The organism is Caballeronia sp. GAWG1-1, from assembly GCF_023631465.1.
Taxonomy (GTDB): Bacteria; Pseudomonadota; Gammaproteobacteria; order Burkholderiales; family Burkholderiaceae; genus Caballeronia.
The window spans coordinates 1-26,883 of record NZ_JALQDB010000033.1; the positions used below are offsets into that span (position 1 = coordinate 1).

19 protein-coding genes and 4 pseudogenes are annotated in these 26,883 nt (G+C 61.1%); 8 read left to right on the forward strand and 15 right to left on the reverse strand.

Annotated elements, in window-relative coordinates:
* Nucleotides 1-275 precede the first annotated feature (275 nt).
* Nucleotides 276-416: pseudogene (locus tag NCT03_RS23090) on the forward strand (IS5/IS1182 family transposase); the annotation flags it as partial.
* A gap of 69 nt (nt 417-485) precedes the next feature.
* On the opposite strand, the gene NCT03_RS23095 reads toward NCT03_RS23090, so the two are convergent.
* A complete protein-coding gene (locus NCT03_RS23095; RefSeq protein WP_250494061.1) occupies nt 486-2,207 on the reverse strand; it encodes a methyl-accepting chemotaxis protein in 1,722 nt (573 codons plus the stop codon).
* A 769-nt stretch (nt 2,208-2,976) separates the two neighbouring features.
* Nucleotides 2,977-4,003 (reverse strand): annotated as a pseudogene (locus NCT03_RS23105) (IS110 family RNA-guided transposase).
* A gap of 200 nt (nt 4,004-4,203) precedes the next feature.
* Here NCT03_RS23105 and NCT03_RS23110 point away from each other — a divergent pair.
* Together NCT03_RS23110 and NCT03_RS23115 are read left to right on the forward strand one after the other, a co-directional pair.
* Nucleotides 4,204-5,215 (forward strand): annotated as a pseudogene (locus NCT03_RS23110) (IS110 family RNA-guided transposase).
* Between the two features lie 371 nt (nt 5,216-5,586).
* Nucleotides 5,587-5,868: a hypothetical protein gene (locus NCT03_RS23115; protein ID WP_250470102.1), complete on the forward strand. Its 282-nt coding sequence runs from the start codon at nt 5,587-5,589 to the stop codon at nt 5,866-5,868.
* 792 nt (nt 5,869-6,660) lie between these two features.
* On the opposite strand, the gene NCT03_RS23120 is transcribed toward NCT03_RS23115, so the two are convergent.
* Complete coding sequence (locus tag NCT03_RS23120) at nt 6,661-7,791, reverse strand: CotH kinase family protein (protein WP_250494062.1); 1,131 nt, start codon at nt 7,789-7,791, stop codon at nt 6,661-6,663.
* 872 nt (nt 7,792-8,663) lie between these two features.
* Here NCT03_RS23120 and NCT03_RS34200 point away from each other — a divergent pair.
* The gene (locus NCT03_RS34200) at nt 8,664-9,056 is read left to right on the forward strand and encodes a response regulator transcription factor (protein WP_350030173.1); all 393 of its coding nucleotides are present in this window, start codon (nt 8,664-8,666) and stop codon (nt 9,054-9,056) included.
* Nucleotides 9,057-9,277: 221 nt separating this feature from the next.
* Entirely contained in the window at nt 9,278-9,499 is a 222-nt protein-coding gene (locus NCT03_RS23125) for a hypothetical protein (protein ID WP_250468101.1), read from the forward strand.
* A 510-nt stretch (nt 9,500-10,009) separates the two neighbouring features.
* On the opposite strand, the gene NCT03_RS23130 is transcribed toward NCT03_RS23125, so the two are convergent.
* Nucleotides 10,010-10,204: a CsbD family protein gene (locus tag NCT03_RS23130; RefSeq protein WP_250468102.1), complete on the reverse strand. Its 195-nt coding sequence runs from the start codon at nt 10,202-10,204 to the stop codon at nt 10,010-10,012.
* 610 nt (nt 10,205-10,814) lie between these two features.
* Between NCT03_RS23130 and NCT03_RS23135 the strand changes: the two genes are divergently transcribed.
* Complete coding sequence (locus NCT03_RS23135) at nt 10,815-11,303, forward strand: hypothetical protein (RefSeq protein ID WP_250468103.1); 489 nt, start codon at nt 10,815-10,817, stop codon at nt 11,301-11,303.
* Nucleotides 11,304-12,263: 960 nt separating this feature from the next.
* On the opposite strand, the pseudogene NCT03_RS23140 reads toward NCT03_RS23135, so the two are convergent.
* Nucleotides 12,264-12,368, reverse strand: a pseudogene (locus NCT03_RS23140) (electron transfer flavoprotein subunit alpha/FixB family protein); the annotation flags it as partial.
* Between the two features lie 40 nt (nt 12,369-12,408).
* Here NCT03_RS23140 and NCT03_RS23145 point away from each other — a divergent pair.
* The gene (locus tag NCT03_RS23145) at nt 12,409-12,579 is read left to right on the forward strand and encodes an NAD(P)-dependent oxidoreductase (protein WP_250468104.1); all 171 of its coding nucleotides are present in this window, start codon (nt 12,409-12,411) and stop codon (nt 12,577-12,579) included.
* 440 nt (nt 12,580-13,019) lie between these two features.
* Nucleotides 13,020-13,937: a LysR family transcriptional regulator gene (locus NCT03_RS23150; protein WP_250494071.1), complete on the forward strand. Its 918-nt coding sequence runs from the start codon at nt 13,020-13,022 to the stop codon at nt 13,935-13,937.
* Nucleotides 13,938-13,951: 14 nt separating this feature from the next.
* Here NCT03_RS23150 and NCT03_RS23155 read toward each other — a convergent pair whose 3' ends face one another.
* From NCT03_RS23155 to NCT03_RS23200, 10 genes are all read right to left on the reverse strand, one after another.
* On the reverse strand, nt 13,952-14,656 hold the full coding sequence (locus NCT03_RS23155; RefSeq protein ID WP_250494063.1) for a sterol desaturase family protein: 705 nt from the start codon (nt 14,654-14,656) through the stop codon (nt 13,952-13,954).
* 73 nt (nt 14,657-14,729) lie between these two features.
* Nucleotides 14,730-16,115, reverse strand: a complete 1,386-nt coding sequence (locus NCT03_RS23160; protein WP_250494064.1) for an MFS transporter — start codon at nt 16,113-16,115, stop codon at nt 14,730-14,732.
* Nucleotides 16,116-16,212: 97 nt separating this feature from the next.
* A complete protein-coding gene (locus NCT03_RS23165; protein ID WP_250494065.1) occupies nt 16,213-17,952 on the reverse strand; it encodes a GMC family oxidoreductase in 1,740 nt (579 codons plus the stop codon).
* A gap of 24 nt (nt 17,953-17,976) precedes the next feature.
* Nucleotides 17,977-18,783, reverse strand: coding sequence for an enoyl-CoA hydratase/isomerase family protein (locus NCT03_RS23170; protein ID WP_250468108.1), 807 nt, complete (start codon nt 18,781-18,783; stop codon nt 17,977-17,979).
* A 6-nt stretch (nt 18,784-18,789) separates the two neighbouring features.
* On the reverse strand, nt 18,790-20,361 hold the full coding sequence (locus NCT03_RS23175; protein ID WP_250468109.1) for an AMP-binding protein: 1,572 nt from the start codon (nt 20,359-20,361) through the stop codon (nt 18,790-18,792).
* A complete protein-coding gene (locus NCT03_RS23180) occupies nt 20,354-20,890 on the reverse strand; it encodes a (2Fe-2S)-binding protein (RefSeq protein ID WP_250494066.1) in 537 nt (178 codons plus the stop codon). Before NCT03_RS23180 ends, NCT03_RS23175 begins: the two co-directional genes overlap by 8 nt.
* Nucleotides 20,887-21,708, reverse strand: a complete 822-nt coding sequence (locus NCT03_RS23185) for an FAD binding domain-containing protein (RefSeq protein WP_250494067.1) — start codon at nt 21,706-21,708, stop codon at nt 20,887-20,889. The genes NCT03_RS23180 and NCT03_RS23185 overlap by 4 nt, the downstream gene beginning before the upstream one ends.
* Nucleotides 21,705-24,734 (reverse strand): xanthine dehydrogenase family protein molybdopterin-binding subunit, encoded by a 3,030-nt coding sequence (locus tag NCT03_RS23190; protein ID WP_250468112.1) that lies wholly within the window; start codon nt 24,732-24,734, stop codon nt 21,705-21,707. The genes NCT03_RS23185 and NCT03_RS23190 overlap by 4 nt, the downstream gene beginning before the upstream one ends.
* Entirely contained in the window at nt 24,731-25,369 is a 639-nt protein-coding gene (locus NCT03_RS23195) for a UbiX family flavin prenyltransferase (protein ID WP_250494072.1), read from the reverse strand. The genes NCT03_RS23190 and NCT03_RS23195 overlap by 4 nt, the downstream gene beginning before the upstream one ends.
* Nucleotides 25,362-26,855, reverse strand: a complete 1,494-nt coding sequence (locus NCT03_RS23200; RefSeq protein WP_250494068.1) for a UbiD family decarboxylase — start codon at nt 26,853-26,855, stop codon at nt 25,362-25,364. The genes NCT03_RS23195 and NCT03_RS23200 overlap by 8 nt, the downstream gene beginning before the upstream one ends.
* Nucleotides 26,856-26,883 lie beyond the last annotated feature (28 nt).

Here is a 26,883-nt window from a genome sequence, read left to right on the forward strand (position 1 = left end):
TAGTCATATACACAGTCTTATGCCTACCCGCTATTGTAAGTGGGAGACTGTGTCCGGTCTTTCACGGGGCTGTTCCACCGCCGACCGCGCTCATGCAAGGCTGAACTTCCAGTTCCTTTAAGTTCGAACTATCCGGTTTTTGGTTCTCTAGAGAGCGTCAAGCAGCACGGCCGGTCGTGCCGCTTGACGCTCTCTAGGCAGAAGCTCCAAATCGCCTGACCTACGGTGTATTAGCAGAATTAGTGCACCCAGTAGCAGAATTAAAGCCCCTCAACAACTTCAGCGTCGACGGCACGCTCATTCAAGCGTGGGCGGGGCACAAGAGCTTCGTGCCCAAGACGAAATCGAATGACGATTCAACGCCTGGGGACGGAGGCGGCTCGCAGAAGAACTGGCGCGGCGAGAAACGCAGCAACGCTTTCGCCTCTTGCAAGGACAAGCGCTTCACGCCTTCATCGTTCGCCCGCCAGTGGGAAAAATGTCACCTAGAAAGCCTGCCAGTCGCCATCGCTTGATACGGTTGCTTGCCTCGATGCTGGCGGTCGAATTGAGGCGCTCATCTTCTTTGAATGTTTGGGACGAGCTAAAGGTGGAAAAGAAATCAGCGGCGGCGTAGACAGTAATTCGGTCGAGACACGCACCTCGGCGCAACTGATCCCAAGCTGGAAAACCGATACCACATCGCGGAGCGCGCCTGATTGCTGAGCCATCGATTGGGCTGCCGCGCTCGCTTGCTCCACCAAGGCGGCATTCTGCTGCGTAACTTCATCCATTTGAGAGACGGCCACGTTTACTTGCTCGATACCGGCGTGCTGCTCGGAGGACGCGGCCGAGATCTCACCCATCAGGTCGGCGACGCGCTTGACCGACTGTACTACCTCATTCATCGTCTGACCGGCTTCTTCGACGAGTTGTGAGCCGGCACTTACCTTCAACACCGACACGTCAATGAGGTCCTTGATCTCCTTGGCAGCGGTCGCGCTGCGCTGAGCCAAGGTTCGTACTTCACCGGCTACCACCGCAAAACCCCGGCCCTGCTCGCCTGCGCGCGCGGCCTCAACTGCCGCATTTAATGCAAGTATGTTGGTCTGGAAAGCGATGCCTTCGATTACCGTGATGATTTCCGCGACCTTCGCAGAGCTCGCGCTGATCTCCTTCATCGTATCGACCACACGGCTAACGACCACACCGCCGCGCGCGGCCACTTCCGACGCATTCGCCGCCAGGGTATTGCCTTGCTGCGCATTTTCGGTGTTTTGCTTGACCGTTGATGTCAGTTCTTCCATGCTGGCGGCCGTCTCCTGAAGCGACGCCGCCTGCTCTTCCGTGCGCTGACTAAGATCAGTGTTGCCAGCCGCGATCTGTGCCGAAGCCGTGGCAATGCTCTCGCTACCACTGCGCACACGTCCGACAATGTCGGCAAGCCGCTCGTTCATATGACGCAGTGCGCGGAGCAGTTGTCCCGTTTCGTCCGCGCCATCATCGATAATTTCGGAAGTCAAATTTCCTTGTGCGACGGTCTGCGCAACCTCAAGCGAACGGCGGATAGGCGCGACGATTGATCGAGCGATTAAGATCGCCCCAACAACGCTGAATGCAATGGCCAGAGCTACCAGCACAATGGTAGTGACCAATGTCTTTTGATAGTCGTCAGCGGCTGCTGCTGCGGCATCGTTGGCCCCCTTCGTATTCAGTACGATGTCGCGCGTGATCAGATCAGACACCGTCGAGAATAAAGCCGAGGACTGATTTGCCGCCAACTCCCTAGCTTCAGTGTAATGGTCTGCTCCACCATCGTTCAGTGCGTTGACCTTGTTGTCGACCGTCAAATAGGCCGCCCAAGCCGTCTTGAAGTCCTCGAAAAGCTGCTTTTCATCCGGCGAAGATATAAGCGATTGGTATTTAGCCAGCGCGCCGTCGAGACTCGCTAATGCATCGCTGCGCTTCTTCTCTTGCGCGGCCTTCTCGTGCGCGTTGGTTGCCAACAGCGCCCCCGACGAACCACGCCTTACCGCATTGGTTGCCGAGCGAACTTCCCCCAGCGTCAACACGCTCGGCATCCAGTTGGTCGCAAGGTCATTGGTGCCTTTGTACACCCGCGACACCTGTACCAGTGCGAGCCCGCCGATCAGGCAAAGCGCAACTAGCGTCAACCCGAAGCCAACGCCAAGCTTCGCCCCGATACTAATATTTCGTAAAGCTTTCATTGAACTCTTCCCTAGTTGTACCACGCAAGAACGGGCTACGAATTCGACACGTCCGATCTACCTTTTCATAACTAACGGCGATAGCGCGTGTAACTTTAGATTTTTCCAATTCAAGAAAGGGTGTTCGACTAGAAATCAACAAATAAAAGGAAAAGCCGGCACAAAGGCCGGCTCTAAGAGCCTGTAACGCGGGGAACGAAACAGGTGAAGAGCGCTCATCATACGATTGGTGGCACTGCATCACAACTTCTATTTTTGCCAATTTTTTCTATCGGATCGATTGCATTCCCGCAAGACACGACCTTTTATCCCTCAAAAGGAGCCCTTAACGGCCAACCAACAATCCTCTTAAGGCCGAAGCCATCGCAGTTTTCTATTGAAACTTCGTTTGCGTAATACCGCGCGGCAGCCTCAAGCATGCGCCGCTTTTCCGCCTTGACGTAGATCGAGGTCGTCTGCAGCGATGCGTGACCAAGGATCGACTGCACAACATGACGCGCTCCGTATGATGCGCCGTTATCCTAGATCAATTCGGTCTCAAGTTACCGGGGCAGGTCACAACCTCTGGTTTTGACAGTGTGTGGCTTGCGCAAATCTATCCGGAATCGTGCCGGACGCTCGTCCGTTGTTTCGAGATGAAAACCGCACCAGTCGAACCTCAAAATGTCGGCAGCTGCTAATGAGCTGTAGAACTTGTCAGGTTATTCGTCCGGTCGCTGAGCCGTTGGCCATCAAACTCCAGCAGTCGCAAAACCCGGTTAGCAAAATCTCAACTTTTGTGAATCAACAACGAACCTTGATATTCCGTATGCTTCGTCAGAACGGCCCAAGCGATCCGAGCAAGCTTGTTGGCAAGCGCGCATGCAACCACATTCGAGTGTCGTCGAATCAACATCGAACGAATCCAATTCTCCAAGCCTGTCGTTACGTTTTTGCACGCGCTGTATGACAGCACGCGCGCCTTGCACGAGCAGACGGCGCAGATGTTTGTCACCGCGTTTGCTGATGCCGCATAAGGTCGTTCGTCCGCCCGTGCTTTTCTGACGTGGGACTAGTCCGATCGATGCGGCAAAATTTCTTCCACCCGCATACTGTGTGATGCTTCCGATCTCAGATGCGAGCAAGCTTGCCGTGATGGTGCCAATCCCCGGAATTGAAAGCAATCGAGCGGCGTTTTCGTCCTCGCGAAGCTGCGCGACCAGTTCCTTCTCGATTTCGACAACTTGGGCGTCAAGATATTTATAGTGTTCGTGCAGTCGTTGAATGATTTGGAGAAGCCTCGACGGGAGATCATTGAGCGCGATGACATCAGGCAAACGACGCAAGGTTACTTTGGAAATTGGCACCACGACGCCAAATTCGAGCAAGATACCGTGAATTCGATTGATGGTGACCGTACGCTCCGTTACCAAACCCTCACGCGTTCGATGTAGTGCGGCTAGAAGTTGCTGGGCTTCCGTTCGAGGCTCGACGAAGCGCATTGCTGGTCGGGACGCGGCTTCACAGATCGCCTCAGCATCAATGTAGTCATTCTTATTGCTCTTCGCAAACGGCCGCACATATTGCGGCGAAATCAGCTTGCTCGCGTGCCCCATCGCATTCAGCTTGCGTGCTAGCCAGTGTGAACCAGCACAAGCTTCCATGACGACAGTAACGGCTTTGAGATTGCTGAAGAAGGAAAGCAACTGCTGACGCGAAAGCTTCTTGCGAAAGACCGCATGGCCCTTCGCATCCTGCCCGTGAACGTGAAACACATGCTTGCCCAGATCGATGCCGGTCAGCGTGACCTCGTCCATGTCACCCTCCATCTACGTTGGATCGAACCTCTCATAGTAGGACGATCGCTGGGTTCGGGCTGGCCATTTCATTATGTCGTGTTTCTGCCAAGTAGATGGAATGGTCGCCTCCCGCCTCAAGGTGCCGTCCGGCGCTGCAGACTTTCGTTCTGAGCATGCGACATTGATGGTTCGGCACTACAGCCGCCAAGGAGAACCAGATGGAACCGACGATCATTGCCATTGACTTGGCCACGCGCGTTTTCCAGATTCACTATGTCGACCCTGAATCCGGCGCGATTCACAGCAAGACACTCAAACGCGCTCAACTGGTGCCGTTCTTCTCGAACCGGCCAGCGAGCCGCGTCGTCATGGAGGCATGTGGTAGCGCCCATTATTGGGCCCGTGTTCTGGCGCGGCTTGGTCACGACGTGCAACTGATTGCAGCGCAGTTCGTGCGGCCGTTTGTGAAGTCGAACAAGAATGATGCGGCCGACGCCGCGGCCTTCTGGGAAGCAGCCCAGCGCCCGGGGATGCGGTTCGCGGCCGTCAAGACGGAAGACCAGCAAGCAATGCTGGCAATGCATCGCATACGCCAGCAACTGGTCCGGATTCGCGTCATGCAGATCAACCAGCTTCGTGGGGCTGCTCTATGAATTCGGTGTCGTGCTGCCGCAAGGCCGGCGTGCGTCGGTCGAAGCCGCCAAGGCGGCGCTGGCATCACTGGCCGATCAGTTGCCGGCGATGCTCACAGACAGCCTCCAGGATCAGTTGTCCCGACTACGAGTACTTGACGAACAGATTGCGCGACTCGAACACCGCATCATCGAATGGCGGCGCAATGACGATGCGTGCCGACGCATCTCCGAAATCCCTGGCGTTGGCGTACTCACGGCGACTGCGGCGGTTTCAGTCATCGGACAGGCAGGAACGTTCCGCTCCGGGAGGGAGTTTGCCGCTTATCTGGGCCTCGTGCCGCGACAGAATAGTTCCGGCGGCAAGATAAAACTTGTCGGCATCAGCAAACGTGGTGACGTGTATCTGCGAACCTTACTGATCCACGGCGCGCGCTCGGTCATCTCAAGTTCGAAGCACCTGTCGGACCAATTGCGCGCGCTGTTAGCCCGACGCCCGACCAACGTCGTTGCTGTTGCGCTCGCGAACAAGATGGCCCGCACGATCTGGGCGTTGCTGGCGTATGGACGAACGTATCAGCCTGCACCAGTGCAGTAAGCGAGCGTCAATCCTATAGCCCATTCACGGTTGTACAGGCGTATTGATCGATGGCAAGACAGGTTGGACCGCGCAGAGGCAAGCCTGAGACATTACTCGGACGTAAAGTCCGACAAGTAGATTAGGACCTTTGCGGCGAAATCCATCGGGGCCGGCGAGTACATCTCGCGATCGAGTCCGGATATAGTGGAATGGCCTCGTCCTACCTTCGATGGAGGAATGCTAATGATCTCGATGGAAGTGCATGGCAATATGACATTGTGTTGATGTAATCGAATTAACGATTACAAATCAATTAGTTAAATGGCATCTCCATCGATCTTAAACTTGTTAGCTACTAGTCTAGCTACTAATATGTAGACCGCTCGCTCATGCCCGAACACAACTTCAAGCCAAAGATTGTTTGCTGGCTCTTGGATCACACCCACCGCTGGAATAAGGCGCTGCACGAAGAAATCGAAATACGAATTCATCGCGCTCACGCTGAGATGTATCCGCGCGGTAATGACGAAGCCGACGTCACTATCAACAGAATGAGAGAGTTCTACTATCAACGAATGATGATGACGGCAATGCTTTTGCTCTCGGCTTCCGCTCTCGTGGTTGCCCTTGCCTCGTTGGTGGTATCTGTCATCGCGCTTCGGACTCATTGATGAACTAACGTCATGGCTAAACACCGAGCCATCACTGAGCGCCGTCGCGGCGAGTACGACGCACATCGAAATGACCTGTACGCGTTGCGGCCGACGCGGCACGTATGCCTCAATCCGTTTGATCGCTCAGTTCGGCGCTGACTTCGCGATGACGGACATAGGTGCTGAACGCGCAAGATTCCTTGACCGCACGGCATCAATTCAGTGCGCGCAATGGCGAGACGAGAGTGAATGCAATGCAAGAGTTTGGCTGCGCGTTTGGGACTCGGGCGACAGAAACAGACGACGAAGACCCGCAAAACAGACGCATCCAGGTGTTTGATTGCTGACATAGAAAAAAGCCCGCAGGGAGAAGCGGGCCAAAGCACTCAAGACTTGCGCCATAGCGACGCGAACCTAGTCTAGGAAACTTATCGCCGAAGTGCCAAGAAAATGCGCAATTCGGATGCGCCAGCGTGTTACCTTGGAACCACTGCGCCGCTTTCAGCGCCATTCAAGGCTACCTATGTCGCGCGACGTCGATGTATCCCACATTGTACAAGTCATACAAGCCCGATTGCTTGCTGCGCAAGCATTCGCCGACAGTTCGGCTCCACGCCGCGACGAAGTCACGGCTTGTTGGCACCTACTCATTCGCTTTTTCAACGAGCATGATGTCAGCAACGACCACGCGCGCCGCCTTATCGCGATGATCGAAAACGCTGCATAGAGAAAGAAAAGCCCGCCATGAGGCGGGCGATCCTATTTCAACTACCGCTAGAAAAGCGTGGCATGTAGGACATTATGCTTGGGTTAAAGATTCTCATCGAGCCACGTGATGCGCTGTTGAAGCCAGTTCTTCACGTAGTCCATTTCACCTTGATATGATCCAGTAACGACCGGGTTGGGCCACACCTGCTTATCCAGGATCGGCCAACGCACAAAATTGCGCTGCTCGCTCCCACTAGTTTGCAATGCCGCAGCGCTACTATCGAAATAGGAAGGCAGTGTATCGATGTGGGCTGCTTTCTCTTGCACCCATTTCGCTCGTATGCGCGTCTCGAAGGTCGGATCCACGCTCTTCATCCGTGAAATCCATGTGTTGTCGGAAATCCACCATCCGAGCGGGTACTGCGCACCTGAGTAGTTGACGTTACCCGCCGCGACGTCGAAATCCCAAAGCGGGCCGTATTTCAGTTTGCCGCCGGCATCTTTGTACAGGTAGATGCTTGCATACCCTTGCGCATCCTGATTCTTGAAGACCTCATTGACGAGGTACCAGTTAATCAATGAGGCAACATCAAAATATTTCTCATAGCCAGACGCAGGATCGGTAGCCGCGTTGGAAAACAGCGTGTCCTCTGCTGCTTGTACATACTGCTTGATATACGCCGCCTGCGCAGTTGAAGCCGGCGACGGCGTATCGATGCAAATCGGCACTCCATGCGTCGTGGTCCAACACACGTCATCGTCCAAGCGACCGTTAATCTCCAAGATAAAGCCAGTGTTCTCCGGAGCAACGGTATTGTCGGTATCGGCGATATTGACGCGGTTTTTATCGATCCTGATCGACTCGACCAGATCATAGACCCCCAGGTATTCGCCGTTGAGCGTCACCTCAACGGGCTGGTCTTGCGGCGTCCATGCCATCCCCAGTCGCTTGCCCAGCTCGAATGCCGCTCGGTTTCTTAGCAGCGTCTTGTCGGAATAATTTGCCAGCAAAACCCAATTTTTGTCCTTGGGCAATCCCAGTAAGGCAGCCTTCTCATCGAGCTTAATCTTATAAGGCTTCTTCGGCATCTCCCACGTACTATTTCCACGACCTCGAATGGACGCTCTTCCGGAGTACACGTAATTGCTATCGGTTTTAGCGATACTGAATGTCGCGCCAACGTAGTTGACCTTATCCGCTATGGGCGCACCGCCATCAGTGGTGATTTGCACGGTGGCTGGGAGCAGGCTGTTACCAGTGACAGCCGGCGTGGACGCACCAGTGTCGGCGGTCGGACTTGAAGTCCCACTAGCCACCGCTGGGCTAGATGCCCCGCCGCTTGATACAACGGGGGTACTAGCCGGCGCGGTTGAAGCGTCGGAATCACTTCCTTGCGCACTTCCTGATGACACAGTCCCGCTCTGCGAAGGGGACGATGCAGCAGGCGTCCCGCTTGAAACGGTGGTCGGCGCACCCCCAGCGTTTGTCGCCGTCGGAGACGATGAGTCAGAGCCCCCACCGCCGCACGCTGTTATTACGCTCGCCAGTAACAGGGACGCCGCCCCAGCGACCAATGCGCGTTTTCGCATCGATGTATGTACGTTCGGCAATACTTCTTTCATATTTTAATCAACCCCGGTTCTTCAGCTTTAAGTTCTATGAAATGACAAAAAATCGCGTTTTTCGCGCGAATATGAAAGTTTCATGAATATAAAGAAAAGGCCGAGTTATTAATAAAGAGTTACCAAATTCTTACAAATTAAACGGTCACTCCCCGCAAGGTGATGTCCAGCGAAACGTCAGAGAGGTTAGACGTGATCGCTCTAACCGTCGCCTGCGTAAAGGGGTGCACGTTGGCGTCGCCTAATCAGGTCGCAAGGCTTACGTCAATACTCCGGGAATCGATCATGCTCAACAGTCTCGTTCCTGTGAGGGCTTGACCATGCCATTGACCATCGAAACCTTCGAACGGCAACTTGCAATGCTTCCGCGCGATGAGCCGCATGCCACCAATAGACCTATCAAAGCACATTGTCATACGCTGGCTATTCGGTACAGGGCTTGCTCGAACACCGGTCGAGTCTAACCACGAAGCCGGCTTGCTATGTCACAATCCACGCCCTCACGTACCCGGCCGGTCACGGTATTACTTATTGACGACGATCCAGACATCGTTCAAATCTGGGAACTCGTGCTTTCGTTTGAAGGGATGGTAGTCATCACTGCTCGAACGGGCAGTGATGGTTTAGCGAAAGCCTTGCAAGGAGGAGCCGACGTCATAGTCTGCGACTACATGATGCCCGGCATGGACGGTCTAGCAGTATGCCGTGCATTGCGGTCCGACGAACGAACCCATAGTCTCCCAATGATTCTTTGCTCCGCTGCAAGAGGCATTCAAGCGGAAGGCTTAGCCAACGTCGTCTTAGAAAAACCCCTTTCAGTTGAAACATTAGTCGAGCATATCCGATCGCTTTCGCGCCGTCGGTCGAGTCATTAAGATTTTCATTGAGGTTCGACGCGCTGCAGAAAACAACGCGCGCTCGAGCATATGTGTGTGTCTAATGGCCGCCATTAATCAGGGTTATGCAAGGCCTATGCCCTAATTAGAGGGCCGATCTCTGCCGTGCTCCTCGAATTGCGCCGCAACGATCCCAGTAAGATTCATGCAAGAGGCGACTTCGCCCGTGGTCGGCTTGACTGGTTTCCAACTGGACATCGATGATGACACCCTTCACATCCAATTCTTGGCCGAGCCCCAAGAGGCGAGTTGAGAACATTTCGCTGAACTCTGCCCGTTTGGCCGCCGATCCGGTCCTAAAACGGCAGCAGGAGTTTGAGGAACGGATGCATGTCTACGACGTTCTGATCGTCATCGGGCTTGTGACGGCCGCAATGGGCTTGCCGACGGTGTTTTTTATGTTGCACTTTTTGAAAGCCTAATAGGCATTCGTTCTCAGACGGCATTCTTTCTTCTTGTCGAAAATGGACGGTGCGAGGTTGCGATCCCTCGTGCAGTCAAAACGCGGGAAGGGGTGCCGAAAAGAAGGGCCCGCCACCGAGGGCGAGCCAAACTACTGAGAGACAGCAGCCGAGGCGCTGCATCACGGCACCAACATTGCAAACTTGAGCGGCTCGTTTTCACAAGTCTCAACGGGTCGCCTTCAACCTGAACGAGACGCCGATAAACAACCGCGTCGTCGACAACTCGTCTTGCAAAGGTTGAACAGATTTCGTTGCGGGGTAGCCGCGCATGCAGTCAGGCGAAGTTCGAAGGTACATTGCGTTCTCGCTTTTGAATTGGTCATTGCGTTGCTTGAACTGCGGGCGGAGTCCACGTTCCATTAAGCACGGCCGGCTCCGGCCAAAGATGCTCCGTGATTGTCGAGCGCCGCGAAAACAACGCCCGCGAAATCGAGGCGGGCGTTCATCCGTCCTACATCTGAAAATCCATTACGGCTTTGACGCATCGTCGGCCGCGTCCTTCAAATCCTCTTTGGCGTCGCCTACATCTTTGCGCACTTCGCCTGCTGCTTGCTGTGCGTCGCCCTTCGCTTCTTGGGCTGGATCGTTCGTCATTTTGCCAACGCCCTCGTTGATCTTGCCCTTTACCTTCTCCCCGACTCCCTTGACCTGGTCTTCATTCATGGCATCGCTCCTTTTCGCCGGCAACATGCGGGCATCCACTCTACGCAAGGACGGTGCCTTCTCACTTTCCAAACTCACGTTTTGATGACGGTATCCGCGACGTCGGTACGAGCTCTTTAAGCAGGTGAGTCTTCTCTTCGAAGCGGCCCACCCGTCTCAATAACGCGCCCGGCGAAACCATGTATTAGATTTGAAAGCGCCAGCTGAAAAATCTGGCTAATAGATGAATGAATTTACGACTGAAGCTTTGCATCCAAATCAGATCGCGCGCGAGGTCAATGCTGAATAGACCAAAAGGTGCCTTCGACACGAACGTTACGATTACAGCACATGAAGCGGCCAGTACAGGTGATTCTGACCGCCACGGATTCCGATTCTGCGCAGACGACGGCGTCAACAGTTTCTGCGAAGGATTCGTCACGCTGCGCACCGCGCGCGTTATTGCGCTCGAGTTATCGAGTCTCACAGGTTTGTGACGCCATGATGCACGCAATTGTTGTTGAGGCCCATTAATTCCGCTAATGTGGTGCACTAATTCTGCTAATAGAATCGCGATAACCGCTGATTCGCCTGAAAAATTCGAACTCATCGAACCTGTCTCGAATGCCCAATGATGTCTAAATCAAAGTCGCGAAAACCGATCCGTAGCGTCGCAAAAGCGGCGAGGCATAAGAAGGTGCTTTATCTTCCGCTCGATCCGGATTCGGTCGCACAAATTTCCATCCAGGTCCGCATGGCGCTTGAAGTCGCTCGTGTCGGGCAAGGCGACGCAGCGACTTTGCGTTGCCTATCGCAAGCCGTGGCCTTAACGGGATTAATCGCAGCGGCCGGGCACGGCGAGATCGACGAGTGCAGCCTTGCCTCAGCCGAGGCTGCGCTTACTGGCGTCCTCGCGTCGGGAAACTTGAGCGGCTGGAGATTGGGCAGGGATGAGATGGAAGTTGCGACAGCGGTGGTCAACGAGCATGACCGCCAGCTTAGAGAGACGCGTCTTGACGTAGTTGTGCGCGCCTTTGAACAGATCGAGCGAGGGCTTGGAACAGGGATGACGCTCACCGGTCTGTTCGCGCTTCGGCGGCTAGTTCTTCATGCCCGATAACCTCGCACTAGAAAAATCATACAACCATCTAACGGCGTTGCTTGTCAGGACGGCGAACCGAGGCCTAGTCGTTGCGCATTGAACATCTGCGCATCGAGAAAAGAGCTGTTTTGCTAGCTTCCTATCGGAAATATGCAGACCTGATGCAACATCTCACACGCATGAAAGCTTTGCAGCCGACATCTTTTTAGTCGGCCTTTGAGAACGTCAAGATTGCCCGAGTAGACGTATGTCCAGGGACCGTATCGACTAACTTATAGCCTGTCGGATGGCCAACCTCCGCCCTTCGACTGCTGCCGACGCTCGCCGCTCATCCACTGTGCGGCTGCATTTCGTCACTTCGCCTTCGTTCGCGATGCGGCGCATTGTGCGTCGGCCTCCCCGAAAGCGATCGAGTCAAACCGACCCATTTCTGCCGGCGGGGCCGTCGAAGATCCAAGGGCAGGTATCGGAGCGGGAACGGACAATCCGTGCCGTCACTCAAGGACACCGGCCAAAGCCGACAGTCAGGCAACCGCGTTGACGAAGCCGGTATGAACACCAGGTGTATCCCGATGTTTGAAACGCGAAAAAACGCGCGATCGATTGCGGCGAAGTCGGCGGTACATGGTTTCCATCGGCGACAGGGCACGGCAGTAAAGCGGTGCGAGTTCACGCGACGCGTCGTCGTAGAAGATTACCTCGAACCGTCTCGTCATCCCGTCTCTGAGTACGGAGTTTGGCACCACGGATTGCCTCGTCGAAGCTTTCGTCCGTGGCGACGTGACGATGATCGACGCACACCAACCAGCTACCTGGCAAGACACCAGCGAATGCGGCGTTCCTCGACAAGGTTAGCAAACCATCGCCAGATGTCCGTATCTTCGGCGTTCGCCGCAATCGCTGCGCTTCGCCGGATCTCTTGTGAAAGAGCCAATGGTTCCTCCGCCAGTGAACGCGAGCAGCCAGTCATCAAGGGCCTCATATGCTCCCGTCGAGTTCGGGCATTACGTTAAACAGGTCATCGACGAGGCTGTAATCCGCGACGCCGAAAATGGACGCTTCCGGGTCCTTGTTGATTACCGACGAAACGCGGCATCTTTTCGATCTCTCCGAATTCGAGCGAATGAAGCGCAGCGCGTCACTTGTGAACGCCGCACGCGGCGGTATCGTCGACGAGGGGGCGCTGATCGAGGCGCTCGACCGCAAGCTGATAGCCAATGCCGCGCTCGACGTCCTCGAGCAGGAACCGCCGGCGGCCGATCATCCGCTGTTGACCAGCGCCGCACCGATCTGATCGTGACTCCACATGTCGCATGGCGGACTCAGGTGGCGATACAGCGGCTTGTTACACTGCTCGCGCAAGGCATCGAACAGCATTACGTGCGTCGCTGAGAGCGAATTCGACGAGGTGCTGCTCCGCGCCGTCGCGGCTGAAAGGCCGAGAGCATCGTTGCGATTAGCAGCTGGTGCGAAGGCCGGCGATGAGCTTCTCGTTTAACATCATCAATGACCTTGTGCTGGAATCCGAGAGGACGGCCCCGGGCTCTCGCGCAGCCTACTGTAACGAGGTCGACTGGCATGCACTCGCCTGCCTGATCATCTTCCAATGACATTCACATGCGGGAAGTCAGCGGCTGCCGCGCTCATTGCCTGAGTGACTGACTGCTTTAAGGCGCGGACAGCCATGGGTGGCCGGTTGGCGGTACCATGTCCGTTTCGCCGCACGGCTGTCACATGGAACTGAGGCACATCCAGTATTTCATCGCGCTGTTCGAGGAAGGCACCGTCACGCGAGCGGCCAAGCGGCTCAACATCGCACAACCGGCGCTTAGCATGCAGATCGCGAAGCTGGAAACGGAATTGCGGCAGACGCTTTTCGAACGCGGACCGCACGGCATGGCGCCGACCGAAGCCGCGCGCCTCATGTACCGGCTCTACACGCCGATCATGCGCGACTTCGAGCATGCGCGCGAACATCTGAGCCGGCGCGATGTCGTTGTGACGGGCCGCGTGTCGCTCGGCATGGTGTCGTCGGAAGCGCAAAGCGTGCTGCCGGAATCGCTCGTGCGGTTCGACGCGCTCTTTCCGCAGGTGGAAGTATCGGTCGCGGACGGCTTCAGCGCGCAACTCATCGACGCCGTGGAGTCCGGCCGGCTCGATGCGGCCATCATCAACAAGCCGCGCGGAAGGCTCACGCTTGACGTGGAGCCTTTGCTGGTGGAGGAAATGGTTCTCGTAACGAGCGCGGCGCACGGGCCGGATTTGCCGGAGACGATCGACGTTGTCGCGCTCGCCGAGATCGAACTGGTGCTGCCGACGCGGCGCAACGGCCTGCGCGGTGCGCTCGACGCCGCGCTAATGGCGGCTGATGTGGTCATCAAGCCGAAGTTCGAGATCGATCTTCTCAGCACGATCGTGCAGTTCGTAGAGCACAGCCACATTGCGACGATCCTGCCGCGGGTCGTCGTGCAGTCGAAGGTGGACGAAAGGCTGCTTCGCGCCCGCACGATCGGCTCGCCTCCTATCGTGCGTCACATCATCCAGGTCACGCATCCGAAGCGGCCCATCGGGCCGGCGGCGCAGGCGCTCATTGCGATCATCACCGAAGAAATACGGCGCGTGACGACGGGCGCGCCGGCTGGATCCCCATAACGAAGCGATACCGTTCAGCCGCCGCGCGGGGTCGTCGGCTCGCGCACGGTGCGCGGCGCATCGCTGCGCGTGCCGAAAAGCGTGTCGCAGATCGGGAAGGTGAGATTGAAGTTCTGCGTCGCCATCTGTTCGGGATCGTGATGCGTCACATGCAGGCGGCGCACGGTATTGACGAACGGCACGCGGTCGAGAAACGGACTGTCCGTCACGTGCGAAAGCGTGTGCAGCCCTTCGTACATCAGGTAATACGCGGCCATCGTCAGCAGCGCGATATAGCCGGCGTTGCGCGAAAACACCAGGCCGATCAGCAATGCGAGCGGCGCGGCGGCAAGCACGAACGCGACCGGCGCGAACGGCGGAAACAGCAGCGCCCGCCAGTGCTTGTGTCCCTTGTACTCCAGCGTCACATGCGTGAAGAAGCGATGATGCACCGCGCAGTGACGCTTGTAGATCATGCTGAAGTATTTCGTCGGCCGATGCAGCACGTACCGGTGCGCGGCCCATTCCGCCCAGTTGCCGAACAAGAAGAGCGGCACGACCGCGAGCCATTCCGCGAACGTCGGGACGTGAAGCTGCGCGGCGCAATACAGGATCACCGCCGTCGTGAACACGAGCGTAAAACCCAAATGCATCTCTCCGCGATACCACCACGGCGTCGCGCCAACATACTCGTCGCGGAACTTGTGGGATCGCGTGCGAACGTCCTCGTCATATTTCATGATAAGTGTCTCCTGTCTTCGATATCGGACGATGCGGGCGCGATCGTCGCGCGCCCGGTGTTGACTGCGCGCTTCAGGACGGATTGCGCGCCGCGCCGTTGTCGAGCTTGCCGAGCGTCTCGGGCACGACGAACGCACCCACGAGGAAGATCACGCTGATCGCGCCGACGAAGATGGCGAGCGTCGACGGCAACTGGCTGGCGTCCTTGGCAACGAGCGAGACGAAGGTCGGCATCATCCCGCCGATGGCGAAGCCGATGTTCCATGAAAGACCCGTGCCGGTCGCGCGGATCGCAGTCGGGAACCGCTCGTTCAGGAAGATCAGGATCGGCGCGTAGCCCGCGCTGCCAAGCGCGGAAAGGAGAACCGCGTACACGCCGATCATCGTGAAGCTCTGCGCCGTCGGCAGCAGCAGAAACAGCCCGGGCAGCGCGATCAGGCGGATCATGCCGATCCACACGAACGCGCTCTTGCGCCCGATGAACGTGCTCAGATGCCCCGCCGCCACCGACGCGATCACCACCGTGACGCTGCAGATCATCAGGATCGCGGCGGCCGCGCCGTTGGGCGCATGGCTTACGACCTTGAGGAAGGTCGGCAGATAGCCCGACGTGAGGTAGTAGCCGCTGCCGCCGCCGATGGTGAGCAGCAGATTCACCAGCAGCACGCCGCGATAGTCACGCGAAAACAGCGTCCGAATGGGCGAGCGCACGACTTCGACCGGCGCGGTCTTGCTCTGCGTCGCGGCTTTGGCGGCTTTGGCGGCTTTCTCGGCGGCGAGCTTCTTCCAGAGCGGCGATTCTTCGAGGCTGTTGAACACGAACAGGCCGAGCACCGAACTCACGATGCCGGTGAAGAACATGCAGCGCCAGCCCCAGACATCGAAGAGATTGCCGGGAAAGATCGACGACATCGCGAGATACATGAGCGACGCAAGCAATGCGCCGAGGCCCGCTCCGCCGCCGCCGATCAGCCCGGACACCGCGCCGCGATACTTCGGCGCGACGGACTCGGTGCCGATCGTATGCGTCGATGCCACCACGCCGCCGACGAACACGCCCTGCACCAGACGCAGCAGCAGGAACAGAATCGGCGCGACGAGACCCGCCTGCGCAACCGTCGGCAGCACGCCGAACGCCGCCGTCGAAATGCCGACGCCGACGACCGCGAAAATCATCGCGCCCTTGCGGCCGTGCCGGTCGGCATAGGAGCCGAAGAGCGCGGAGCCGAGCGGACGCATCAGCAGCGTCACCGCGAACGACGCATAGACCGCCGCGAGCGACAGCATCGCGTGCTCGGACGGGAAGAACAGACGCCCGACCACCGGCGCCACGTACAACAACACGAAGAGGTCGAACAGATCGAGCGCCCAGCCCATGCACGATGCCAGCACCGCGCCCATGATCTGCCGCTGATTCACCGGAAGCGCGGCGGCCCCGTCTTGTGCAGCTACGGACATGTGTATCTCCTAGTTTGTCACCGGGCTGTCTTTCGATCGGCCCTGTGTCGCAGGCACGCTTATCTTTTGCGTGCTCTTGTCGAGGTTGAAAGAAACTTCAGTGGGCGGCGGCGAGCGGCGGGCGGCCCGACACGCTCCGGTCGACGCTCGCGCGCCGCGCCGCGACCATCGCGTCGGCGATCTTCTCGGCGATCATGATGGTCGGTATGTTCGTATTGGCCGATGGCAGCTTCGGCATCAGCGATGCATCGACCACGCGCAGGCCTCGCGTGCCATGCACGCGCCCTTCGGTGTCGGTGACGGCATCGCGGTCGTTCGCGCCGCCCATCCGGCAAGTGCCACTCGCGTGCCACACGCCGAACACGTTCGCGCGGATGAACTCGGCGAGTGCACGGTCATCGGCGAGCAGCGCGCCCATCTTCAGGCCGCGCGTAAAGAAGCGTTCGATCAGGAACCGGCGCATCGGCGCGGGTGTGTCGAGCAGCATGCCGAGCGCGGACGTCAGAAGCGCGTTGCCTTCGCCGACCCGGCTCAATGCCTTCACGCGCGGCGAGAACGCCGCCGGGAAGAAATTGCGTCCATCGCGGCCGAGCCCCGACGCATCGACGATGCGCGCCAGCATTCGCACGCCCGCTGCGAGCCGCTGCAGATCGCGCTCGTCGTCGAGCAGATTGAGATCGACGCGCGGCGCGGCGGCGGCATCGGCGGAAACGAGCTGCACACGGCCGCGCGAATACGGCCGGTTGCACCACAGAAAGAACAGCCCGAGCCGGTTGCCGAGTTCATGCCATGCGGCGCGTGTTGCGCTCGACAGATAGAGGTCCGACTCGTCGCAGCCCGCGACGCCCGAACTCAGGCGTGCGGCCATCATGCTCGCGCGGCGGCGCGTGAGCGGCATGCGAAAGCGCGGCTCAAGGAAATGACAGAACGTGAGCGACGGATGATCCTGCAGATTGCGTCCGACGCCCGGCAGATCGACCGCGCACGCGATGCCGAGCGCCGCCAGTTCGCGCGCATCGCCGATACCGGCGCGCATGAGCAGCGCGGGCGATTGCAGCGCGCCCGCGCTCAAGACCACTTCGGCCGCATCGAAGCACACGCGCTCGCCGTTTTCGGCCACCGCGATCACGCCGCGCGCCGCCGCGCCTCCCATGAGAATCTGCTCGACGCGCAGCTTCGAATACACCGTGAGATTGGGGCGCTTGCGCGTGGCTTCGTCGAGATAGGCGATGGCCGTGGACACGCGCTTGTCGTCCTGATTCGAGAACGTGCCGGGAAAGAAACCGTTGCCGAACTCGCCGTTCTGGTCCTGCAGTTCGGCCACGCCCTGCGCGCGCAAGCCCTTCGCGAACGCATGGCAGAACGCCGGCCAGTCCTTCGGCATGATGCGGCGGATCGGCACCGGGCCATGAGCGCCGTGCAGTTCGCCGCCGGGAAAGTCGAGGTCGCGTTCCAGCTTGCGAAAGTACGGCAGCACGTCGCGCCACGCCCAGCCGTCGGCGCCCGTCGCGGCCCAGTCGTCGTAGTCGCGCGGCAATCCGCGATTGGCCGACTGCACGTTGATGCTCGACCCGCCGCCCATCACGCGTCCCTGCTCGTACACGCGCGGCGCGGCGCTTGTCGTGGCCTTCGCTTTGAGGTCTGGCCAGATGTACGTGTCGCCGCAGAAAACCGGCATCGGATAGCTGTCGAGAATGGCTTCCGGCACCGCGCCCGGCGGCGTGTCCGCGCCCGCCTCGATCAGCGCGACGCGCAGCGACGGCAACGCCGACAGCCGATGCGCGAGCACGCATCCCGCCGAACCGCCGCCCACGATCACGTAATCGAAGCGTTCCATGTCATCTCCCTTTGTTCTGCGTTGTCAGAACCCGCGGAACTGCGGCTTGCGCTTGCCGTGGAACGCTTCGACGCCTTCGCGGAAATCGTCCGACGAGCGCAGGCGGCTGTAGCAATGTCCTTCCAGTTCGATGGCGATGGAAAGCGGCGCGTCTTCCGAGTCGTTCAGGAGCTTCTTCGCGGTGCGCTGGGCGAGCGGCGAGAACGCGCGCAGTTCGTCGACGAGCGCGTCCGTCGCGGCTTCCAGTCCGGCGTCCGGCACGCAGTCCACGGCGATGCCCCACTCGTACGCCTGCTTGCCGGGAATCCGGCGCGAGCGCATCACGATGTCCTTGGTCCTGCCGATGCCGACCATCGCCTGCAAGCGCGCCGAGCCGCCCGAGCCGGGAATCTGGCCGAGCTTCTGTTCGGGCAGCGCGTAGAAAGTCGTGTCCGTGACGATGCGGAAGTCGCACGCGAGCGACAGCTCGAAGCCCACGCCGAAACAGAAGCCGCGATTGGCCGCGATCACCGGCTTCGAGCAGCGCGCGGGCGCCGCGATATTCCACGCGAGCTTCGACACGTGTTCCGGCGACGCCTCCAGAAAGCCCTTGATGTCGCCGCCGCTCGAAAAGTGCTCGCCTTTCGCGCGCACGACGATCACGCGCACCCGTTCGTCGTCGTCGAGTGCTTCGAAGGCGGCGAGCAACTGGTCGCGGGCGTGCATCGAAATGACGTTGAATGGCGGGCGGTGCAGGATGATGTCGGCGCGCTCGCGCTCGGCGTCGATCTCGACCGAGAAGCCGTCGAGGTCTTGCAGCAGCGTCTGGGCGCGGTGGTTCAGGTCGGTCATGTCGGGTTACTCCTTCGTGGTTTCTGCAGGTTGCGCGGGCGTTGCCTGGCTGTCGGGCGCATATTCGCCCGCCGAGAGCTTGCGGCGCAGGATTTTTCCGACCGGCGACTTCGGAATGTCATCGACGAACACGTAGTCGCGCGGGCGCTTGAAGTTGACGAGGTTGGACTGGCGGCACCAGGCGTCGAGACCTTCGGCATCGACGTATTCGTGCCGCTTGATGAACGCGACCACACGCTGGCCCCAACGCTCGTCCTTGACGCCCGCGACCGCGACTTCATCGACGGCCGGATGCAGCGAGAGCACCGACTCGATATCGACCGGCGAAATGTTCTCGCCGCCGCTGATGATCATGTCGTCCACGCGACCCGTCACGTAGAGATCGCCGTCGGCGTCGAAGTAGCCGGTGTCGCCGGTGAAGTACCAGCCGCCGCGCAGGGACTTCGCGTTCGCGTCGGGACGGTTCCAGTAGCCTTCGAACGCTTCGTCGCCGAGCAGGTCCGCAATGATCTGGCCTTCCTCGCCGGCGGCGGCGGTTTCGCCGGGCGAGACCGCGTCGAGCGTCACCACGCGCAGCCGCGTGTTGATGCCCGCGCGCCCCGCGCTGCCCGGCTTTCTCGTTGCGTCCTGGTCGATGCTGAACGTGTACACCTCGGACGAGCCGTAGTGATTGACGAACAGCTCCGGCTCGAATGCGGCCGACAGGCGTTTGAGCAGGCCGTCGTTCATCGGGGCGCCCGCGAAGCCGAGCTTTCTGACCGAGGATGTGTCCGTGCTCGCAAACCCGCTGTCGGCGAACAGATCGTGATAGAGCGTGGGCACGAGATACAGGCACGTCAGCCGGTGTCTTGCGATGGATTCGAGCGCGAGCTTCGCGTTCCAGCGGCGCACGCACACGAAGACGCCATCCACGAGCGCCATCGAAAGCAGCGAGCGCACGCCCATCGTGTGATAGAGCGGCATCACGCCGAGCGTGCGTTCGCCGCGCCGGTACAGGTTCTGCGCGACGTGCGCGAGCGCGCCCGCGCGTTCGTGCCGGTGACGGCGCGGCACGCCCTTCGGCTTGCCGGTGGTGCCGGACGTATAGAGGATGAGCGAGATGTCGTCGGCGGTGGCGTGAGTCGTCTCGCCGCTGCCTTCCTGCGCGCGTTCCGCAGTCAGTACGTCGAACGTCGCCGTGCCGCCGGGTGCATCGTCGAGTGCGACGCGCGGCAGGTTTTGCGCCGACGCGCTCTGCATCACGGCATCCGCGCAAACTGGTTCGTAGACGATGGCCTTCACGCCGGCATCGGTCACGCAGTATTCGACTTCCTCCAGCTTCGCGCGCCAGTTTAGTGGCACGATCACGATGCCCGCGAACTGCGCCGCCCAATGCAGCGTCGCCATTTCCCAGCGGTTCTGCAGGACGACGAGCAGCCGGTCGCCGCGTTGCAGGCCGAGCGTGCGCAGCGCATCGGCGACATTCAGAATCACGCGATGCCACGCCGCATACGTCAGTTGCAGGTCGCCGTCGACGAGCGCGAGCGCGTCCGGGCTGCGCTCGACGCTTTGCAGGAAAGTGCGGCCGAGATCAAGCATGTTCGGCCTCCTTCGCGCCTGCCGCCGCCTGACGGCGCGCGGCGACGTCGAGCACGGCCGCGACGATCGGCGTATAGCCCGTACAGCGGCAGATATGACCCGAGAGCATCTCGCGCACCTGTTCCTCGCTCGGATTCGGGACGCGTTGCAGATAGTCCGCGCACGACATCAGGATGCCCGCCGTGCAAAAGCCGCACTGCAGCGCATGATGACGCTGGAACGCCTGCTGCAGGTCGCCGAGCGTCTGCTGCGGCGCGAGACCTTCGACGGTATCGATGCGCCTTCCGTGCGCCTGCACCGCGAGCATCAGGCACGAGCGCGCCGCGACGCCATCCACGTGTACGGTACATGCGCCGCAGACGCCGTGCTCGCAGCCGACGTGCGTGCCCGTCGCGCCCAGTTCGTTGCGGATAAAATCCGACAGTAGTTCGCGCGGCTCGCCATAGCCGCTGCGTTCATGGCCGTTGAGCGTCAGCATGATGCGCTGCTGCTCGCCGTGCCGCATGAGGTTGTCCGCCGTGTTGCTCACTTCGCCTCCTCGATTACGCGCCATCCCAATTGCCGGACCAGATTCCGGCGATATTTCGCGCTGATGTGCGCGTCGTCCTGCGCGTTTAGTTTCCAGCTCAGGTCGTTCAATGCGCCCCGCAAGTCGTCGCCCGTCAGACGCGGCCAGGTCTCGGCAACCGGCCGGTCCGCGACGCCGCCCACCGCGATGCGGATCGCGTCGTCCGTCACGACCGTCGCGCACGCGACCACCGCGAAATCGCCGTGCCGCGCCGAGAACTCCGCGAACGCGTAACGCTCGCCGGGCTTTTTCAGCGGAAAGCGCACGGCTTCCACCAGTTCGTCCGGCTCGCGCGCCGTCATCAGCATTCCCTGGAAGAAGTCCTGCGCCGCGAGCGTGCGGCGCTTCTTTTTCGAGCGCAGCATGACGTCGCCGCCGAGCGCGGTCAGCACGAGCGGCAGTTCCGCGCTCGGATCGGCATGCGCGATGGAACCGCACACCGTCCCGCGATTGCGAATCTGAAAATGCGAGATGTTCGGGAACGCCATCGCGAGCAGGGGCACTTCGTCGCGCAACGAGCGGCGCCATTCGACGCTGCCCTGCGTCGCCGCCGCGCTCACGACGAGATGCCCTGCGCGGTCGTCGACGCGCACCGCGTCCAGCTCGGCGGTGCGCGAGATATCGACCAGCACGCGCGGCTGCGCGAGCCGCATGTTGAGCACGGCCATCAGCGACTGCCCGCCTGCCAGCACGCGGGCGTCCTCGCCGTTTTCCGCGAGCGCGGCGAGCGCGTCCTGCGTCGTCATCGCGCGCAGATAGTCGAACGGCGCGGGCTTCATGCTCGCCTCCCGAAACGGCCGAAGAGCCGCGCGATCCACGACCTGCGCTGCACAACCGGCTTGCCCGCCGCCTGCCGGCCGAGCGATTCGAACAATTGCCTGAGCACCACCTTCGCCGCGCCTTCGAGCATGCGTCCGCCGACCGCCGCGACCTTGCCCGAAACCTGCGCTTCGTAGTCGTACGTGAGGCGCGTGCCATTGCCCTGCGGCGTCAGTTCGACGAGACCACTGCCCCGCGCGCTGCCGAGCGGGGACATGCCCGCGCCCGCGAGACGCAGCCGTCGCGGCGCGTCGATCTCGGACAAGCCGATATGCGCCTCGAAGCGTGCCTTGATCATGCCGACGCCCACCGTCACGTCCGCGCGATACTGGTTCGGCGCGGTCTCGTCCAGCGCGTGACAGCCTGGAATGACGTTGGCGAGCGCCTTCGGGTCGAGCAGCACGGCGAACACCGCTTCGGGCGTCGCGGGCAAATCGACCGTGCCCTGCGCCGTCAACGCCTTGCCGCCGCCCGCCGCTGCGGGCTTCGTGGCAGCGGCGCGATACTCGGGCCGCGAAGGTTCGGGATCGTCGATGCCGATCAGCGCCATCACCTTCTGCGGCGTGAGCGGCAGACAGATGTCGTCGACTCCGAGCGCGTCCGCCACCGCATTCGCGATGCACGCAGGCGTGCTCATGTTGTTGCCTTCGCCGAGACCTTTCGCGCCGAGCGGCGTGAACGGCGACGGCGTTTGCAGATGCACGATCACCGGATCGGGCACTTCGCAGGTCGTCGGCATCAGATAGTCGGCGAGCGTGCCGGACTGGAAGCTGCCGTCCGCGCCATAGCGGAACTCTTCCATCAGCGCCGCGCCCAGCCCTTGCGCGAACGCGCCGCGAATCTGGCCGTCGGCGAGCGCGGGATTCAGGATCGTGCCGGCGTCGTGCGCGGTCACGTAGCGGTCGATGCGCACGCGTCCCGTCGCACGGTCCACTTCGACGGCGCACATGTCGAACGCGAAGCCATACGCCGCCGACGTGTTGATCCGGTCCTGCTCATCCGGCGCGTCCATGTGCGGCGGCGACCAGAAGACGGTCTCGCGCAAGCCCGGCTTTTCGCCCTCGGGCAGAAGCGCGGGCGCCCAGTGCGGCGCGTTGCTCGCCGCGCGCGCAAACGGCAGAGCGCGGTCCTCGGCATCTTTCGGGAAGATACGTGCATGCTCGAAACAAACGTCGGCGGCGGCGCACCCGAACTGCTTCGCGAGAATGCGCGCGAGCTTGTCCCGCACGCGCGTCGCGGCCAGATGCACAGTGCCCGCCACCGCACCCGCGAAGCGGCTCGAATAGTTGCCCGCCGCGACGGACCACGCGTCCTTGTGCGTGTCGAATTCCACGTTCACGACGATGTCCTGCGGGTCGAGTCCGAGCACATCGGCGACGACTTGCGCGCACACGGTCATGTGGCCCTGGCCCGCGGGCGTCGAGGCAATCGTAACGATCACGCCGCCCAGCAGATCCACGCTCACGGTCGCACTCGCGATCGCACCGTTCTTCGGACCGGCCTTCTTCCGCGCGTCGGGCGGCATCACGGTCGTGATATAGCCCATGTTCGACACGGATGGCTCGACGATCGCCGCGAAGCCGATGCCATAAAGGCGCCCTTCCTTGCGCGCGGCGTCGCGCCGGGCGACGAGCGCTTCGTAGCCGCCTTGCGCCATCGAAAGACGCAGCGCCTCCTGATAGTTGCCCGAATCGAGCAGCGCGCCGGCGGCCGCGCGGTACGGAAACGCATCGGCGGGAACGAAGTTGCGGCGGTACACGTCGAGCACATCGAGCTTGAGTTCGATGGCGATGCGCTGAATCAGCCGCTCCAGCGCGAAATACACTTGCGGTCCGCCAAAGCCGCGCACGAGGCCGGTCGGCGTCTTGTTGGTCAACACGACGCGGTTGCGCACGGCGAGATTCGGAATGGCATAGGCGCCTGTGAGGCAGCCGTGCATCCGGTAGAAAGTTGCGGGTTCGGGCGCGCGCACGTAGCCGCCGACGTCCTCCAGCTGATCGTATGACAGCGCGGCGATGCGCCCATCGCTTTCCACTGCCGCCTCGATCGTAGAGAGGCGCGCGGTCGCGGAGGTCGCCGCGCTCAGGTGTTCGAGCCGGTCCTCGACCCATTTCACCGGCGCGCCGGCCTTGCGCGATGCGAGGCACATCAGCACGACGTACGGAAACACCGCCTGCTTCACGCCGAAGCTGCCGCCCGAATCGCGCGGCGCCTTGTGCCGCAGACGGTTCGCGGGGACGTTGAGCGCCATGGCCATGACGGCATGCAGCGAGAACGGTCCCATGAAATTCGAGGTGACGTCGTAGCCCTCGCCGCCCGACAGATATTCGGCGATCACCACGCCGCATTCGATCGGCGCACACGTATTGCGCGGATAGTGCGCGACGAGTTTCACCCGATGCGGCGCGCGTTCGAACGCGGCTTGCGGATCGCCATAGCTGAAATGCCGGTCGCTGATCACGTTGGTGCCCACGCGCTCGTGCAGCACCGGCGATTCGTCCGCCACCGCCTGCTCGATGGACGTGACCGGATCGCGCAGCGCGTAATCGACCTTGATGAGATCGAGCGCGTCTTCGGCGATGGCGCGCGACTCCGCCATCACGACCGCGACCGGCTCGCCGACATAACGCACGCGGTCCATCGCGAGCGCCCACTGCTCCATCGGCGACTTCACGCCGACGACGAACGGCCGCGACCACGGACGCAAGTCCTTGCGCGTCAGAATCGCGCGCACGCCGTGCAGCTTCGACGCAGCTTCGATGTCGATGGACACGAGATCCGCATGTGCATGCGGCGAGCGCAGAATCGCGGCCTGCAACGTGCCGGGCTTCACGGCGAGGTCGTCGCCGTAGCGGCCACGGCCGGTCAGGATCGCGGGGTCTTCGACGCGCGGCATCGGACGGCCGACGTGGCGCTCAGGCGCGGCGGCGGCGTGGTCGGCGACGCGCGCGCCGGTATCGGCGAAGCCGGTCTCGCGCTGGTTCATGGCGTCACTCCCTGGTCTCGGTCGGTCTCGGTCCCGGCGCGGCTGCCGAACTCATCGGCGAGACCGTTCCAGCGGCGCGCAATCTCGCCGTGCTCGATGCCGAACAAATCCAGGATGCGCCCGACCGTGTGATCGACCACATCGTCGATGGTCTTCGGATGCGCGTAGAACGCGGGAACCGGCGGCATCACGATCGCGCCCATTTCGGTCGCGAGCGTCATGTTGCGCAGATGCGCGAGGTTGAGCGGCGTCTCGCGCGCAACCAGCACGAGGCGGCGGCGCTCCTTGAGCATCACGTCGGCGGCGCGGGTCAGCAGGTTGTCCGCGAAGCCGATTGCAACGCCGGCGAGCGTCTTCATCGAACAGGGCGCGATCACCATGCCGTCGCTCAGGAACGAACCGCTCGCCACCGCCGCGCCGATGTCCCGCACGTTGTGCACGATATCGGCGAGCGTGTCGAGGTCGCCGCGCGTGAGGCCGAGTTCCTGCGCCGCCGTGACCGCACCAGACGCCGAGACGATCAGATGCGTCTCGTGCGTGCCGAGCCGGCGCAGCGCGGCGAGCAGCCGCACGCCGATCGCCGCGCCGCTCGCGCCCGAGATGCCGACGACGATGCGCTTCTTTCGTTCAGCCATCATCGCGTGTGAGGTAGGCGTTCAGTGCGCTGTCGTCGCCGGCGACGAGCGCGTCGAGATCGACCGTGTCTTGTCCCGGAATGCGCACGCGCGTGAAGACGTGCGCCGGATAGACGACCGGGCGCGTGGCGTCGAGACCCATCTTCGCGCTCACGCCTTGCAGATGCGCGGGCGCGTCTTCCGGAAGGCCGACCGTTGTCGAGGGATCGAGCGGCGACCCTTGCGCGCCCGCCACCACCACGAGGTCGCGGTCGGCCTGGAAGCGCGTAGCGATCGCCCATTCGATCTCGGTGGGATCGTGCACGTTCACGTCGGAATCGACCACGACGACCTGCTTGATGTCGTAGTGCGCGCCGAACGCGCACAGAATCACGTTCTTCGCCTCGCCTTCGCGCTTCTTGTCGAACTGCACCCACAGGTGATAGCGGCACACGCCGCCCACCGACAGATGCACGTCCGTAACCGCCGGATGGCTGCGTTGCAGATGCGCGAGCAGCGTGGCTTCGCGCGGAATCGCACCGAGCAGCAGGTGCTCCATCTCGGCCGGCACGATGGTATGAAAAATCGGGTCGCGCCGATGCGTGAGCGCCGTGACTTCGATGACTTCGCGTGCTTCCTTCGCGCTGTAGTACTTCGGGAACTCGCCGAACGGGCCTTCCGGCTCGCGCACGTTCGGCAAAATGCGGCCTTCGATGACGATCTCGGCAAACGCCGGCACATGCACGCCGTTCGTCACGCATGGCACGACCGGCAGCGGTGCACCGTGCAGCGCGCCCGCGATCTCCAGTTCGTCGTGATCGATCGGCGTGATGGCCTGCGACGCGAGCATCGTCAGCGGATCGACGCCGATGGCCACGGCCACGTCGAGTGCATCGCCCGCTTCTTCGGCTGCGCGCTGGAACGCATACAGATGGCGCGGCAGCAGCAGAATCGCCATGCGGTCGGGGCCATGCACCTGGATCCGGTTGATGGAGACGTTCTGCACGCCGGTGCGCGGATTGCGGGCGATCACGAGACCCGCCGTGATGTACGGGCCGTTGTCGTGCTCGCTGTGCGTGGGAATGGGCAGGAGCGCATGCAGGTTGATGCCGTTCGTATGCACTACTTGCTGGCACGGCGCGTCATCGCGCGCGACGACCTTCGAGGCGAGCGGCGCGGCGGCGGCAGCGGAAAATCGCGCGAGCAGCCCGGCTTCTTCCACACCCATTGCTTCGGCGATCCACGCGCGCTTCGCCATGAAGCCGCTTACGACCGGGATCGCATGTCCGCCCGGACGCGTGAAAAACGCGGCTTTCGAGCCGTCGAGCCGCTTCGCAATGGCCGCCAGTTCGTGTTCGAGCGCCACCGGCTTGTCGATCGCCGCGACCCGTCCGGTCTTCGCGAGATACGCAAGCCAGTCGCGCAGCGAGAGGGAACCCGCGTCCGATTCCGGGCGAGCCCACTGCAATGAGGAAGTGCCGTGCGGTGCGGCATCGCGTGTGTTCATCGTGCCTCCAGCTGTTGCCTGCTCGTCG

Coding starts and splice junctions, on each gene's coding strand:
- NCT03_RS23095 (WP_250494061.1), bottom strand. CDS start 2,207: ATGAAAGCTTTACGAAATATTAGTATCGGGGCGAAGCTTGGCGTTGGC.
- NCT03_RS23115 (WP_250470102.1), top strand. CDS start 5,587: ATGCCCGAACACAACTTCAAGCCAAAGATTGTTTGCTGGCTCTTGGAT.
- NCT03_RS34200 (WP_350030173.1), top strand. CDS start 8,664: ATGTCACAATCCACGCCCTCACGTACCCGGCCGGTCACGGTATTACTT.
- NCT03_RS23125 (WP_250468101.1), top strand. CDS start 9,278: ATGATGACACCCTTCACATCCAATTCTTGGCCGAGCCCCAAGAGGCGA.
- NCT03_RS23130 (WP_250468102.1), bottom strand. CDS start 10,204: ATGAATGAAGACCAGGTCAAGGGAGTCGGGGAGAAGGTAAAGGGCAAG.
- NCT03_RS23135 (WP_250468103.1), top strand. CDS start 10,815: ATGATGTCTAAATCAAAGTCGCGAAAACCGATCCGTAGCGTCGCAAAA.
- NCT03_RS23145 (WP_250468104.1), top strand. CDS start 12,409: ATGAAGCGCAGCGCGTCACTTGTGAACGCCGCACGCGGCGGTATCGTC.
- NCT03_RS23150 (WP_250494071.1), top strand. CDS start 13,020: ATGGAACTGAGGCACATCCAGTATTTCATCGCGCTGTTCGAGGAAGGC.
- NCT03_RS23155 (WP_250494063.1), bottom strand. CDS start 14,656: ATGAAATATGACGAGGACGTTCGCACGCGATCCCACAAGTTCCGCGAC.
- NCT03_RS23160 (WP_250494064.1), bottom strand. CDS start 16,115: ATGTCCGTAGCTGCACAAGACGGGGCCGCCGCGCTTCCGGTGAATCAG.
- NCT03_RS23165 (WP_250494065.1), bottom strand. CDS start 17,952: ATGGAACGCTTCGATTACGTGATCGTGGGCGGCGGTTCGGCGGGATGC.
- NCT03_RS23170 (WP_250468108.1), bottom strand. CDS start 18,783: ATGACCGACCTGAACCACCGCGCCCAGACGCTGCTGCAAGACCTCGAC.
- NCT03_RS23175 (WP_250468109.1), bottom strand. CDS start 20,361: ATGCTTGATCTCGGCCGCACTTTCCTGCAAAGCGTCGAGCGCAGCCCG.
- NCT03_RS23185 (WP_250494067.1), bottom strand. CDS start 21,708: ATGAAGCCCGCGCCGTTCGACTATCTGCGCGCGATGACGACGCAGGAC.
- NCT03_RS23190 (WP_250468112.1), bottom strand. CDS start 24,734: ATGAACCAGCGCGAGACCGGCTTCGCCGATACCGGCGCGCGCGTCGCC.
- NCT03_RS23195 (WP_250494072.1), bottom strand. CDS start 25,369: ATGGCTGAACGAAAGAAGCGCATCGTCGTCGGCATCTCGGGCGCGAGC.
- NCT03_RS23200 (WP_250494068.1), bottom strand. CDS start 26,855: ATGAACACACGCGATGCCGCACCGCACGGCACTTCCTCATTGCAGTGG.